General features: G+C 64.4%; 11 protein-coding genes and 2 pseudogenes. 7 read left to right on the top strand and 6 right to left on the bottom strand.

The features are described from left to right. The first annotated feature begins 35 nt into the window (after positions 1 to 35). Positions 36 to 1,274: an MFS transporter gene (locus A3E1_RS0101755; RefSeq protein WP_020519027.1), complete on the top strand. Its 1,239-nt coding sequence runs from the start codon at positions 36 to 38 to the stop codon at positions 1,272 to 1,274. On the opposite strand, the gene A3E1_RS0101750 is transcribed toward A3E1_RS0101755, so the two are convergent. Further along, positions 1,195 to 1,791 carry a hypothetical protein gene (locus A3E1_RS0101750; RefSeq protein ID WP_020519026.1) on the bottom strand — a complete coding sequence of 199 codons (597 nt, stop codon included), beginning with the start codon at positions 1,789 to 1,791 and terminating at the stop codon, positions 1,195 to 1,197. The two genes, A3E1_RS0101755 and A3E1_RS0101750, sit on opposite strands and share 80 nt — an antisense overlap. A 2-nt stretch (positions 1,792 to 1,793) precedes the next feature. Continuing rightward, positions 1,794 to 2,165 carry a MerR family transcriptional regulator gene (locus A3E1_RS0101745; protein ID WP_020519025.1) on the bottom strand — a complete coding sequence of 124 codons (372 nt, stop codon included), beginning with the start codon at positions 2,163 to 2,165 and terminating at the stop codon, positions 1,794 to 1,796. 51 nt (positions 2,166 to 2,216) lie between these two features. Between A3E1_RS0101745 and A3E1_RS0101740 the strand changes: the two genes are divergently transcribed. Together A3E1_RS0101740 and A3E1_RS0101735 are read left to right on the top strand one after the other, a co-directional pair. Next, the gene (locus A3E1_RS0101740) at positions 2,217 to 3,206 is read left to right on the top strand and encodes an aldo/keto reductase (protein ID WP_020519024.1); all 990 of its coding nucleotides are present in this window, start codon (positions 2,217 to 2,219) and stop codon (positions 3,204 to 3,206) included. Positions 3,207 to 3,382: 176 nt separating this feature from the next. Then, positions 3,383 to 5,068, top strand: coding sequence for a proline--tRNA ligase (locus A3E1_RS0101735; RefSeq protein ID WP_026207983.1), 1,686 nt, complete (start codon positions 3,383 to 3,385; stop codon positions 5,066 to 5,068). A 35-nt stretch (positions 5,069 to 5,103) separates the two neighbouring features. Here A3E1_RS0101735 and A3E1_RS0101730 read toward each other — a convergent pair whose 3' ends face one another. Continuing rightward, the gene (locus tag A3E1_RS0101730) at positions 5,104 to 5,625 is read right to left on the bottom strand and encodes a hypothetical protein (protein ID WP_020519022.1); all 522 of its coding nucleotides are present in this window, start codon (positions 5,623 to 5,625) and stop codon (positions 5,104 to 5,106) included. 19 nt (positions 5,626 to 5,644) lie between these two features. Between A3E1_RS0101730 and A3E1_RS0101725 the strand changes: the two genes are divergently transcribed. The 4 genes and pseudogenes from A3E1_RS0101725 to A3E1_RS0101710 all read left to right on the top strand — a co-directional run bounded on the left by A3E1_RS0101725 (position 5,645) and on the right by A3E1_RS0101710 (position 9,000). Further along, positions 5,645 to 5,851, top strand: coding sequence for a DUF2277 domain-containing protein (locus tag A3E1_RS0101725; RefSeq protein WP_020519021.1), 207 nt, complete (start codon positions 5,645 to 5,647; stop codon positions 5,849 to 5,851). A gap of 16 nt (positions 5,852 to 5,867) precedes the next feature. Next, on the top strand, positions 5,868 to 7,160 hold the full coding sequence (locus A3E1_RS0101720; protein ID WP_020519020.1) for an efflux RND transporter periplasmic adaptor subunit: 1,293 nt from the start codon (positions 5,868 to 5,870) through the stop codon (positions 7,158 to 7,160). Next, positions 7,157 to 7,816 (top strand): annotated as a pseudogene (locus A3E1_RS0101715) (ABC transporter ATP-binding protein); the annotation flags it as partial. The gene A3E1_RS0101720 and the pseudogene A3E1_RS0101715, both read left to right, overlap by 4 nt. Next, a complete protein-coding gene (locus tag A3E1_RS0101710) occupies positions 7,816 to 9,000 on the top strand; it encodes an ABC transporter permease (RefSeq protein WP_026207981.1) in 1,185 nt (394 codons plus the stop codon). The pseudogene A3E1_RS0101715 and the gene A3E1_RS0101710, both read left to right, overlap by 1 nt. A gap of 21 nt (positions 9,001 to 9,021) precedes the next feature. Here the strand turns inward: A3E1_RS0101710 and A3E1_RS49020 are convergent. From A3E1_RS49020 to A3E1_RS0101695, 3 genes and pseudogenes are all read right to left on the bottom strand, one after another. Then, positions 9,022 to 9,333 (bottom strand): annotated as a pseudogene (locus A3E1_RS49020) (ribosomal maturation YjgA family protein); the annotation flags it as partial. A gap of 723 nt (positions 9,334 to 10,056) precedes the next feature. Continuing rightward, positions 10,057 to 12,258: a proprotein convertase P-domain-containing protein gene (locus tag A3E1_RS38385; RefSeq protein ID WP_020519016.1), complete on the bottom strand. Its 2,202-nt coding sequence runs from the start codon at positions 12,256 to 12,258 to the stop codon at positions 10,057 to 10,059. 104 nt (positions 12,259 to 12,362) lie between these two features. After that, the gene (locus A3E1_RS0101695; RefSeq protein WP_020519015.1) at positions 12,363 to 12,731 is read right to left on the bottom strand and encodes a HEAT repeat domain-containing protein; all 369 of its coding nucleotides are present in this window, start codon (positions 12,729 to 12,731) and stop codon (positions 12,363 to 12,365) included. Positions 12,732 to 12,781: the final 50 nt, after the last annotated feature.

Below are 12,781 nucleotides of genomic sequence, written 5' to 3'. Positions count from 1 at the left end.
GAATCTTTGGTGAAAGCTGGACAGTCCTTGCCAAGATGCTCTGCGTGACTACAGCCACGTCCACCTATACCGAGGTCTTCGCTTCCGGGCAGTTCCGCGTCCTGTTCACCAGCCGGACGATCGCCATCGCCGCCACCACCCTGCGGATGGTCGCCCTTTCCCTGCTCGTGTTCAGCATGACGGGGTCGCCGCTGCTCTCGGCGATAGCGTTCGGAATCGGCTTCCTCCCCCAGGCCGCCGGGGGCATGCTGTTCGGGTCGCTGGCTGACCGCATCAAACCCAGACCCCTCATCACCATGGGGTACGCCATAGAAGGCGCCGCCGCCGTCGTGCTAGCCATCGCACCGCTGCCCGTCTGGGCGAGCCTGGCTCTCGTGGGTGCCGTCGCCGCGGCTACGCCCATCTTCAACGGCGCGTCCAGCCGGCTCGTGGCTGACGTCTTGCACGGCGACGCCTATGTCCTGGGCCGCTCCACGTTCAACATGGCGGCCGGTGGTGCCCAGTTGCTTGGCCTGGCCGCGGGCGGAATCGCGGTCGCCGCTCTCGGGCCACAGCGCGCTCTGCTCGTCACGGCTGTGTGTCACTTCGCCGCGGCGGGCATCGCCCGTGCCGGACTGTCCGATCACGATGTCGCTGGCGACACCGGGGAACGGTCGGCGATGCGCCAGAGCTGGCACACCAACGCGCTGTTGCTGCGCGACACGTGGGTACGCCGCCTGTTGCTCATTCAGTGGCTGCCCAACGCGTTCGCGGTCGGTGCCGAGGCACTCATCGTCGCCTACGCCGCGATGCGGGGCTTTCCCGTTAGCGCCACCGGTTTTCTGCTCGCGTGCTCGCCGGCTGGCATGCTGATCGGCTATTTCGTCATCGGGCGGTTCGTCAAACCTGATATGCGGACAACCCTTGTCGGGCCGCTGATTTGCGTCTTGGGTCTGCCGCTTGCCGTTGTCGCCCTTGACCCTCCGCTGGCTATCGCGGGGCTTTTATTCGCGATTAGTGGCGCGGGTATGGCGTACCCCCTGGGATTGCAGACGGCCTTCCTGGAAGCGGTGCCGGAAGTTAACCGCGGCCAGGCATTCGGGCTCTTGTCGACCGGATTGATGACGCTGCAAGGCATCGGGCCGGTCGTGTTCGGCGGGCTGGCTCAGGTGACCCATCTGCGCTGGGCGATCGCTGTTTCGGGCGTAGCCACCGTTACGAGCGCGTTGCTCGTCGCCGGTCAGAGCGGTAAGCCCACGCTTCATGCCACACATGCGGATACACCCCGCACGTAAAGTAGGTCACCGGTCCCTTCACCGGCCACTTCTCGTGATCGTGGTAGAAAAGCCAGTACGGGAACACGGTGCCGATGACATAGCCCAGCCCCACGAGCGGAAAGTAAAGCGGGCCAAGGATTCTGGCTTGCCGCACGTGCAGTTCCTCATGTGGGCACAGGTCTGGCGTCGCACCGGCGATGACGTTGCCGACCGTGACCGCATAGCCTTTGACGAACCGTTCCCGGATGTAGATCCGTCCACTGTGGACCGTTTGGCTCAGGTCAAGCGTGTGCCCGCGCAACCGTTGTACCAATAGGAAAGCCGACCCCACGATGGTATTGGGCAGGCTCCACGTGTGGTCGAGCACCAGGAGCAGCACACCTTTGGCTGACGGTGGGTAGGCCCGTCCTTGAGCGATCGCCAGCCCGAACACACCGCCGAGCACGAGTCCCGCGAACGCGCCGACAGGGCCAGCGAGCACAGCGCCAACAGCCGTTTGCACGGCCAGGCTCAGCAGTGCCGCAGCCCTGTTCACGGTTAGGCCCGGGCCGCGAGTTCGCGTTGGTAGTAGGCGATTTTGTCGTGCAGATGCTGCTGCTGCCGGAGCAAAAGTTCCAGTTGCGTCTCGACACCGCGGGCATGTTCTTCAAGCAGCTCGACCCGTTCAGTGATCGTCATGTCCCCGGAGCGGACGAGCTCGGCGAAGCGGCACATCTGCGCGATCGGCATTCCGGTGTCGCGCAAACACCGCAGCAGGCCGAGCCAGCCGAGATCGTCGTCGGAAAAGATTCGCTTGCCGCCGGAGGTGCGGTCGATGTCGGACAGCAGGCCGATCTTCTCGTAATAGCGGAGGGTGTCCAGGCTGAAGCCGCTCTTCTGAGCTGCCTCGGAAGGGGAATACCGGATCATAGGGTCAGCCTACTTGACCTGGAGCGCACTCCAGGTTGTTGGCTGACATTCATGACACAGACGAGAACTCTGGGCCGCAGCGGGATCGAAGTAAGCGCACTCGGTTTCGGCTGCTGGGCCATCGGCGGGCCGTTTTGGGCCGGGGAGCAGCCGCTGGGCTGGGGAGCCGTCGACGATGACGAGTCCATTCAAGCCATCCACCGCGCGCTCGACCTCGGGGTCACGTTCTTCGACACGGCCAGCAACTACGGAGCCGGCCACAGCGAGCGGGTGCTAGGCAAAGCCCTCCAAGGCCGCCGCGACGACGTCGTGATCGCGAGTAAGTTCGGCTACACGTTCATCGAGGAGTCACGCCAGGCGACGGGCGAAGACGGCAGTGTGGCCTACATGCTGTCCTGTTTGGACGGTGTGCTCTCGCGCCTCGGCACCGACTACCTCGACCTCTATCAGCTGCACCTCGGCGGGCTGCCCATCGACGATGCGCTGCTCCTGATCGAGCCGCTGGAGGAACTGGTCGCGGCCGGGAAGATCCGTGCCTACGGCTGGAGCACCGACGACCCGCAACGGGCCGCGGCCTTCGCCCGGGCGGGCCGTCACTGCACGTCAGTCCAGTTCGACGAGTCGGTGCTGAACGAGAACGCCGAAATGGTGACCCTTTGCGAAACTGACGACCTCGGTGGCATCAACAAGGGTCCCTTGGCGATGGGTCTGCTGAGCGGGAAGTACCAGACGGGCCTGGCCGTGGGCCAGCACGACATCCGCGGCAAGGCGCCGGAGTGGCTACGCTACTTCGACAATGGCGTCGCCGTGCCGGAGTGGGCCGCCAAGGTCGACGCGGTCCGCGACATCCTGACCTCGTCAGGCCGGACCATGTCCCAGGGCGCGCTGGCGTGGCTGTGGGCTCGCAGCCCCAAGCTCATCCCCATCCCCGGCATCCGCACCGTCTCCCAGGCGGCGGAGAACGCGGGCGCCCTGTCTTACGGCCCGCTCACTGAGCAAGAGTTCGCACAAGTCCAATCGATCCTGCACCCGACTTCTTGATCCACATCCACATGCGAGATCCACATCCCGCAGGACGTGATCAAACCGCCTGTTGATCATGCCGCAAGGGATGTGGATCAGCCTTGGGGATGTGGATCAAGACGATGTCCATGGGCGAGCGCACTCGCGAGGGTAAATGGGGTGCGCTCCCAGGTGAGGTGGCTAGGATCGCTCGCATGCGCTGGTCAGAGCTCCACATTCCCACGCTGCGCGAGGTGCCCGCGGGCGCCGACGCCGTCAGCCACCGGCTCCTGTTGCGGGCTGGGTTCATCCGGCAGCTGATGGCGGGACATTACGCGCTGCTGCCGCTCGCGGTGCGGGTCCGGCGGAAGATCATCGAGATCATCCGCCAGGAGATGGACGCGATCGGGGCACAGGAGTTCTTGATGCCGACGATGCAGCCGGCCGAGCTGTGGCAAAAGAGTGGCCGCTGGTCGCTCATCGGCCCGGAGATGTTCCGCCTGCAGGACCGCAAAGGCACCGACACCGCCCTGGGCATGACCCACGAAGAGGTGTTCGCTGAGTTCGCCGACGAACTCAAGTCCTACCGTGAGCTTCCCCAGATGTGGTACCAGTTCCAGACCAAATTCCGCGACGAGCCCCGCCCGAAATCTGGACTGATCCGGGTGCGCGAGTTCACGATGAAGGACGCCTACAGCTTCGACCTGGACGCGGCTGGACTCGACGTCAGCTTCGAGAAGCAATACGAGGCCTACCACCGCATCTTCGCGCGGCTCAGCATTCCGGCGATCGCCGTCGAGGCGTCCAACGGCATCATGGGCGGCTCCGACTCACGGGAGTTCATGTGCCCGACCAGTGCCGGGGAAGACCTCGTCATCCGGTGTAACTGTGGTTACGCGGCCAATGTCGAGAAGGCGACGTCCACTTTGGATGCCGTCGACGACGATGACGCCACGCTGGACGAGTTCGCGACGCCGGGCGTGCGCACGATCGACGACCTGGCCCGTGACTATGACGTGCCAGCACAGCGCCAGATCAAAACACTGGTCTACCTGGCCGACGGTCAGCTCATTCTCGTTTTGCTGCGCGGTGACCACGCTTTAGTCGAGCAGAAGCTCATCGACTCCCTTGGTGCCGCTGACATCAGGCCGGCCCAGCCCGCCGAGATCCAGGAGGCGCTAGGAGCGATGCCCGGCAGCCTGGGAGCCGTTGGTGTCAAACACATCCCCGTCATCGCCGACGAAGCACTTCGTGAACGGCGCGACATGGTCACCGGCGCGAACCGCGATGGCTTCCACCTCAAGGGCGTCGACACCTGCCGCGACATCCTCATTGGACAGTTCACCGATCTGCGCGAAGTGATCGCGGGCGAGGCCTGCCCCCGCTGCGGCCAGCCAGTCGAGGTCGTGCGCACGGTCGAGGTCGGGCACATCTTCAAGCTCGGCTACAAGTTCACCGAAACCCTTGGCGTGTCAGTGCTAGGGCAAGATGGCAGCCGCATCACGCCGATCATGGGTTCCTACGGCATCGGTGTGGAGCGGGCGATGGCGGCCATCGTGGAAAACAGCCACGATGACGCCGGCATCATCTGGCCCATCGCGGTGGCACCTTTCCACGTGGCCATCGCCCAGCTCGGCTCGGCACCTGAGGTGTCACGGGCCGCGCAGGGACTACAGTCCGCGCTGCAATCAGCGGGAGTGGAAGTCATCCTCGATGACCGCGACGAGCGCCCTGGCGTCAAGTTCAGCGACATCGAACTGACCGGCATCCCGTTCCGCGTGACGGTTAGCGCACGGGGCATCGGCAACGGGACGGCGGAAGTCACCGACCGGCGCACCCGCGAAACCGTGCACATTCCGCTGCCCGATGTGGCGTCCCATCTCAAGAGCGCCTTGTCGTAGCTTGTGGTGCCCGCCGATCGCGGGCACCACACTCATCATTCGCAGGAACCCACGACTTCCATGTCAGCAAGCCCGCTGAGGTTGACCCGGACAGTCCCGTCGGCGGTCTCCAGCCAAAGCTGACCAGCGGGCGCGCCGTCGACCTTCGTTCCGCACGCGACTTCGCCGTCCTGTGCCGTGACCTTGATGTTGTCGCCAGACGAGGGCCACCAGCCGGCCGCCCCGGCGAGAGCCATCATCGCCACCGAGATGAACGTCATCACGATGCCGCTCTTGAGCCGGCCAGGCGCCGAGGGCGGCATCTGCGCCTCGGCACCAAGAGTGGGAAAGGCCACGCTGCCGACCATCCAGGTCGAGAACACCGAGGTGATCAGGGCCAGGACGGACATGCCCGTGGACCACCAGCCCAGCCACTCCGGGCCGGCCTGCTCGGTGCCCATCTTCAGCACGCCGCAAAAACCGATGAACCCCATCACGGCGAGCTGAATGTTTTGCCAGCCGCGAGCCGATTCGGCCAGCGGGCTAGCGGTCGTAGTGCCAGATACTTCTGGTTGCATGCGAGGAATAATGGGGGGCATGTGCCGAAGCATCAAGACATTGCGCCCACCGTACGAAGAACTGGTCACCGAGGACGACTATCACGCTGCGGCTTTGCAGTACGTCCGGAAAGTGTCGGGTTTCCGGAAGCCAGCCGCGCACAACGCCGAAGCGTTCGACAAAGCCGTCGCCGCCATCACCGCGGCGACCGCCGAGCTGATGTCCAATCTGGAGGTTCGGGGCTAGCGGTTACGATCGCTTGGTGCGACCCCTCGTGCTGCTGAGTGCTACTGCCCTCGTCCTGACCCTGACCGCCGCGTCGTGTGATGACGCCCCCGAGGTGACCGTGGCGCAAGTCAGCCGCGGCACCGTGAGTGAAGTGGTCGAAGCGCCCGCTTCGGTGACTGCCCGTGGCGCGGTTTCGCTGACCTCGCCTGCCAAGGGAACACTGGCACAACTGCTGGTGGCACCAGGTGCGACAGTCGCCGCGGGACAGACCGTCGCCGTGATCGATTCCCCCGAGGCGACGGCCCGTTTAGCCCAGGCGCAGGCGGCTCTCGACGCGGCTAAGAAGGCCGGCGGTGGCAGCACCAAGGTCAATCTTGGTGGCGTGCAGAAGGCGCTGGACGAGCGGGCGGCTGAAGCGTTCACCGAAGCTCGTTCGGCTGCCGCACTGATCACCGACCCCACGTTGCGGGACAAGGCGCTGGCCGGGATCACCACCGCTGAACGGCGTTACGGCGAGGCTTCGCAGACCACCTGGGGCTTGATCAAGGGTGTCGAGAAGGGCATCTCTTCGCTGGGCCAGGCCATGAAGGCGCTCACCCAAGCCCAGGTGATGCAGGCGCAGCAAGCCTTCGATCTCGCTAAGTCCAATGTGGACGCCCTGACCATCACGGCGCCCTTCGGCGGCACCGTCCAGCTGGGCGGCGCGTCCGCGGCAGCGGCACCGTCCAGCCTGACGGATCTGCTGTCTGGTGCTGGAATGCCCGCCGCGCCAACGGGCGCTTTGCCCGGAGTGAGCGGAAATATCAACATTGGCAGCCCGGTCACACCAGGCACCGCGATTCTCACGATCGTCGACACCTCCGAACTCGGCCTCGTGGCCGAGGTCGACGAAACCGACATCTTGCTCGTCAAGCCAGGCCTGCCCGCCGACGCCGAACTGGACGCCGCTCCTGGTGCGGAGCTGCGCGCCGAGGTGACCGCGATCGACCTGCTGCCCACGGCGAACAGCCGCGGTGCCGTGGCCTACAAAGTTCACCTGGTGCTCAAGCACACCAGCGTGACTCCCCGCCCCGGCATGAGCGCGCTCATCAGGCTGAAAGTCAAAGAAGCCGTGGGCAAACTGTGCGTCCCGGCAGCGGCCGTGTTCAGTGCCGACGGCTTAGACACCGTCTGGGTCAAGAACCGCGATGGCAAAGCCGAAAAACGCCGGATTACCACGGGTGTCGCCGGGCGCGATGTCCTTGAGATCACCGAAGGGCTCCGTGAGGGCGAGACGATCGTCGTCAAGGGAGCCGACAAGGTGACCGAGGGAGACCCGCTGCCGTGATCGAGGCCGTCGACGTCACGCGAACGTACGACCTTGAAGGCGTCAGCGTGCCCGCCCTGCGCGGAGTGTCCCTGAACATCGCGGCAGGCGATTACGTTGCCATCATTGGGCCATCGGGTTCCGGGAAGTCCACGCTGATGCATCTGCTGGGCGCGCTCGACCGCCCCAGCGCCGGCAAGCTGCTCATCGATGGGCAAGACGTGTCTGACAAGACAGCACCCGAGATGGCCAAGTTGCGCAATGAAACGATTGGCTTTGTCTTCCAGGCATTCCACTTGCTGCCCCGCACGACCGCTCTCGACAACGTCGCGCTGCCACTGGTCTATCGCGGCATCGCGACCCGCGAACGCCGGGCCAAAGCGCAGCAAACACTTGAGCGCGTCGGGCTCGGCCACCGCACCGGGCACCGGCCCAACCAGATGTCCGGCGGGGAACAGCAACGGGTCGCGATCGCCCGGGCCCTCGTGACGGAGCCCAAGGTCCTGCTCGCCGACGAGCCCACTGGAAACCTGGACACGAAGACAGGACAAGCCGTCTTGGAGTTGCTCGAAGAACTCAACCGTGACGGCGTCGCCCTCGTCATCGTCACCCACGACCTCGAAGTCGCCAGCCGCGCGACCCGCAAAATCACCATGCGCGACGGGGAGATCGTGGCATGAGGATGGCCGAAGCCTGGCGTGTGGCCATGGATGCCTTGCGCGCCAACAGAATGCGCAGTCTCCTGACTATGCTCGGCATGGTGATTGGCGTGGCCGCCGTCGTCGTGCTCGTCGCCCTCGGCACCGGCACCAAGAACACCGTTGAGGCACAGGTCGAAGGACTCGGCTCCAACCTGCTCATCGTCGTGCCCGGTCAGGTCAGCCTCGGCGCCGCGCCGACAGTGTCGCGAATGGACAACAGCGACCTCGAAGCGGTCGTGAAAATAGCGGGCGACCGCGAACGCGTGACGGCCAACCTAGCCTCCGGCGAAATCGTGCGCGCTGGCAACGCCTCCACCTTCACGACCATCAACGGCGTCATGGAGACCACGCCAAAGGTGTTCTTGCGCGACATCAAGAGCGGCTCCTACTTCACGCGAACCGACGTCGACACCGGCCGCCGCGTGGCCGTCCTCGGCGCGAAAGTCGCCCGTGAACTCTTCGGCGAACGAGACGCCGTCGGCCAGCAGGTAACCGTGGCCGGGGTTCGTTTCCGCGTGGTCGGCGTCTTCGAACCGCTGGGGCAAAGTCTCGGCATCGATCGCGACAACGAAGTCCACATGCCCATCACGACCGCGCAACGCCTGTTCGGCACCGGTCGAGTGGACGCTTTCGCCGTCAAGGCCCCCGACCGCGAAACCATCGCCGCCCTTGGCGACGAGCTGATCGCGGAACTGTCACGCCGCCACCCCGACACCGAATTCTCCGCTGTGACGCAGGAACAGATTCTCGGCGTACTCGGAGATATCTTGGGAATTCTCACGACGGTGCTGGCGGCGATCGCCGGGATCTCACTTCTCGTTGGCGGCGTTGGGGTTTCCAACATCATGCTGGTCTCGGTCCGCGAGCGAACGCGTGAAATTGGCCTGCGCAAAGCGGTTGGCGCCCGGCCCCGCGACATCGGCATCCAGTTCTTGCTTGAAGCCGTTCTGCTAACGACTGTCGGCGGTGTCGTGGGCATCGCTTTGGGCATCGGTGCCGCTGTGCTGACCTCCGCATTGACGCCCGTGCCGTCTGCCGTCACCGCTTGGTCGATCGCCCTCGCCTTCGGCGTTTCCGCTGCCGTCGGCATCATCTTCGGCGTCGTGCCGGCTCAGCGCGCGGGCCGTCTTGACCCAGTGGTAGCACTGCGCTCCGATTAACAACGGGACCACGCCGACGGGATACCACAACATGTCCACCGGATCGAACCGCACCCCGAGCACGAGTCGGGCGACAATACTCTTGTCCGACAAGATTTTCGGGATGCCGGTCAGCTGACTCAGCTCCACCGCCCAGCAAAACGCGATCGCCATCACGCCTGCCGTGATGACTTTCGTCTTGGGCCAGAGGACATACACGCCCGCGAACACCATCGTCGCGTACAACGCCGTCCCCGAATACTGTTCCAGCAAACCGTCATCCAGCGCCCGGATCGCGAACGCGACCGCCAAAACCACCCCTGCCGCCACCAACGCGATCAGCCGGACCTTCATGCAAAACCTCATTTCCGACGCCGCACATGGTTGCGGCCGTTCCTCCCGCGAGGACATCCCGGTCCGCGCATCCCAGGCTTCTTTCCGACATCCTGCCTGAGCGCGGGCGAAATCCGTTGCCGTGCACACACTTCCTTCACCTCATGAGTGCTCGCACAGTCCCTATGCCTCCTGCCCGCATGCGTGGGGTCATTTCATCGCTTAACTCGCCTAGTTTTTCGCCCTGGTCACAGAGCTGGGACAGTCCACGCGGGCAGAAGAATTTTGCCCCGGAACCTCCCTTCGGGCAGCTAAACCCCCATCGCTGTAGATCGTTTCGCTGCCCCACTGCGCTGGCCCAGCGCAAATCCGAAGATCGCAAACCCGCTGACCTGCACGTTCGATGAAGTCCATCGTCACGCGATCTGCCCGCACCCATGCGGGCACCAGCGTAGGCACTAAACCCACACCTATCGCACCCGCGACCACTGCCAAATGCGGCGAGGCAAAAGCGCGATTCATCACCTTGCAGGAGCAGCGGTCCCGCCGCGTCTTCCGGGAACGGGCTCGCATGGCGGCTTCGGCACGGTCCACATACGACTCATCGCGCATCATGAAGTTTGCTTAGGCGCCACGAATTTCGGGGCGAGCCCGATCGACAGACTGAGTGTCCACAGTGTGCTAGAGCCCAAAAAGATCCGTGCACCCCCGCGAGACGGGAGTGCACGGACCTCAAAGGGATACTTACAGGGTGATCGACCAGCTGTTGATGTAACCGGTGTCGATCGAAGCGGCGTCCTGAACACGCAAGGTCCAGGTGCCGTTCTTCGGTTCGGACGACAGGTTCACCGTGTACGTCTGGTTGATGTTGTCGGCGCTGCCACCGGTCCGGTTGTGCAGGACGTAGGTCGAACCGTCCGGCGCGACCAGAGTCACGACGAGGTCACCGATGTAGGTGTGGACGATCGCGACAGCGATCTGTGCCGTTGACGAACCGTTACCCGTGCAACCGGACAGCGCGATGGTGCTGTTCACGGTCGTGTTGTCGGGGATGGTCACGTCAGTCGGGTTGGTGCCGGTGCACGTTGGCGAGCCGCCACCGCCGAGGTTCAGCGTCCACGTGTTGATGTAACCGGTGTCGGCCGAAGCGGCGTCTTGAACCCGCAGGTTCCAGGTGCCGTTTGAGGCCTCCGACGACAGGTTCACCGTGTAGGTGGTGTTGATGTTGTCGGCGCTGCCACCGGTGCGGTTGTGCAGCACGTAAGCGGTGCCATCGGGCGCGATGAGCGACACGATGAGGTCACCGATGTAGGTGTGCACGATGTTGACGGCGACGGTCGAGGTGGCCGAACCGTTTCCGGTGCAACCGGAAATCGTGATCGGGCTGTTGACCGTCGTGTTGTCCGGAATGGACACGTCGTTACCGTTGGTGCCGGAGCAACCGGGCGCACCGTTGATAGTCAACGAGAACGTCACGGAGTGATCCGTCACCGCACCATCGCCGTTGATGACGATCGGGTAGGTGCCCGCGGGCGCCGATCCGGTCGTGGCGATGGTCATGGTCGACGACGCACCGGAGGTGATCGACGACGGGCTGAAGGACACGGTCACGCCAGCAGGCGCGCCCGAGGCCGACAGCGAAACCGCCTGCGGCGCACCAACAGTAGTGGTGGTGCTGACCGTCGCGGTCAGGGAGCTGCCCGGGTTAACGGCGCCAGACGTCGGCGACACGGCGATCGAGAAGTCCTGCGTGGGGGCTTCATTCACGACGTAGAGCAGCTTGTTCGGGGAGCCGGTGCCTGGGCTCGTCACGACACCGTTGGTGGCGTTGTTGACGAGGAAGTCGCGCACCTGCAGCGGCGTCCACGAAGGGTTGGTGCCGAGGACGAGTGCGGCGGCCCCGGCAACGTGTGGCGTGGCCATCGACGTGCCACTGATGGTGTTGGTGGCGGTGTCGTTGGTGTTCCACGCGGCGGTGATGGAGCTACCTGGCGCGAAGATGTCCAGGCAGGTTCCGATGTTGGAGAACGACGAACGCGCGTCGGTGTTCGTCGTCGAGCCAACGGTGATGGCATTCGGGGTCGAAGCCGGGGAAACGTTGCAGGCGTTGGCGCCGTTGTCGTTTCCAGCCGCGAGCGCATACGAGACACCGTCAGCGATCGAGGCGGTAACCGCGTTGTTCACGGCCTGGTCGAACCCGCCACCTAGTGACATGTTCGCTACGGCGGGGGCACCCGCAGCGTGGTCAGCGGTGACCCAGTCGATACCGGCGATGACACCAGCGAAGGTGCCGCTGCCGGCGCAGTTGAGCACCTTGACGGCGACCAGCGACGCGGCCTTGGCCACACCGTAGGTCGTTCCGGCGGTGGTGCTGGCAACGTGCGTGCCGTGCCCGTTGCAGTCGGTGTTGTTGCCATCCCCGGTGGTGTTGGTACCCCACACCGCACGTCCTCCGAAGTCGGAGTGCGTGGTGCGGATACCGGTGTCGATGATGTACGCCTTCACGTTGTTAGCGGTGTTCGGGTACGTGAAGGAGTTGTTCAGGGGCAAGGCCCGCTGATCGATTCGGTCCAGACCCCATGAAGGTGTGGGCGTCTGGGTGCCGAAGTGCCGCACGGTCCGGTCCTGCTGAACGAACGCTACGTTCGGCAGGGCCGCGATTTCGCGTGCCGCTTTCTCGCTCAGTTGCGCGGAAAAACCACGCAGGGCGTGTTTGTAGGTGTGCCCAACGTTTCCGGCGTATTTGCCGGCTAGCTTGGCGGCCTCAGTGTCGACACTGGAGGCGGCCACGCCGTTGTTGTTGAACACGACGATGTACGAGCCGCTGACGGCATTGGCTTCCCCGGCGTAGAGGACTTGCCCCTGCACCGGTGCGGCCGTAGCCGCCGAGCCGATCGCGGCAGATCCTGCCACGAGGACTGCCGCGAGCCCAAGTGCTGCCCGCATTCTCTTCCTCCCCTTCTGTAGGTGGCTTATGGCCAACTAAGAGGGAATGTTAGGAACCCGAAACTTGAATTTATAGATATAGTTATGCGTAGATCAAAGTAGTACTATGTTTCACCTCGCAAAGCCCCGTTGATCAGCGCCGATAACGACGGCGTGACATGCGGATGAGCAAGCATCGAAGTTAACAAAGTCTTCCCACGCGCACGGTCGCGGCGGAAGACCGCTAACGCGGCCTCAACGCGAACCGGAAGCGAACAGTCCTCTTTGGACGATCGCTCAACAGCAGCCACCGCAACGGGATCATCGTGCCCGGCCAGTGATCGCACAGCCATCAGCCGCACCCGCCAATCGCGGAACCGGACACATTGCAGCAACAGAACAACCGCGCGCGGATCGTCGATGTGGCCGAGCGCAATCAGCGCGGCAGGGGTGGTGTCGCGCAGGCAAGCGGCGATGGCCTCATCAAAAGCCACCCGTTCAGGCTAAGCCTTTCGGAGCCGGACACGCTATGGATGGGTTCGAG

The organism is Catelliglobosispora koreensis DSM 44566 (assembly GCF_000379685.1).
GTDB lineage: Bacteria > Actinomycetota > Actinomycetes > Mycobacteriales > Micromonosporaceae > Catelliglobosispora > Catelliglobosispora koreensis.
Note: the sequence above shows the minus strand (reverse complement) of the source record. Positions and strands in the feature narration are given on the sequence as shown.

Coding starts and splice junctions, on each gene's coding strand:
- A3E1_RS0101755 (WP_020519027.1), top strand. CDS start 36: ATGCTCTGCGTGACTACAGCCACGTCCACCTATACCGAGGTCTTCGCT.
- A3E1_RS0101745 (WP_020519025.1), bottom strand. CDS start 2,165: ATGATCCGGTATTCCCCTTCCGAGGCAGCTCAGAAGAGCGGCTTCAGC.
- A3E1_RS0101740 (WP_020519024.1), top strand. CDS start 2,217: ATGACACAGACGAGAACTCTGGGCCGCAGCGGGATCGAAGTAAGCGCA.
- A3E1_RS0101735 (WP_026207983.1), top strand. CDS start 3,383: ATGCGCTGGTCAGAGCTCCACATTCCCACGCTGCGCGAGGTGCCCGCG.
- A3E1_RS0101730 (WP_020519022.1), bottom strand. CDS start 5,625: ATGCAACCAGAAGTATCTGGCACTACGACCGCTAGCCCGCTGGCCGAA.
- A3E1_RS0101725 (WP_020519021.1), top strand. CDS start 5,645: ATGTGCCGAAGCATCAAGACATTGCGCCCACCGTACGAAGAACTGGTC.
- A3E1_RS0101710 (WP_026207981.1), top strand. CDS start 7,816: ATGAGGATGGCCGAAGCCTGGCGTGTGGCCATGGATGCCTTGCGCGCC.
- A3E1_RS38385 (WP_020519016.1), bottom strand. CDS start 12,258: ATGCGGGCAGCACTTGGGCTCGCGGCAGTCCTCGTGGCAGGATCTGCC.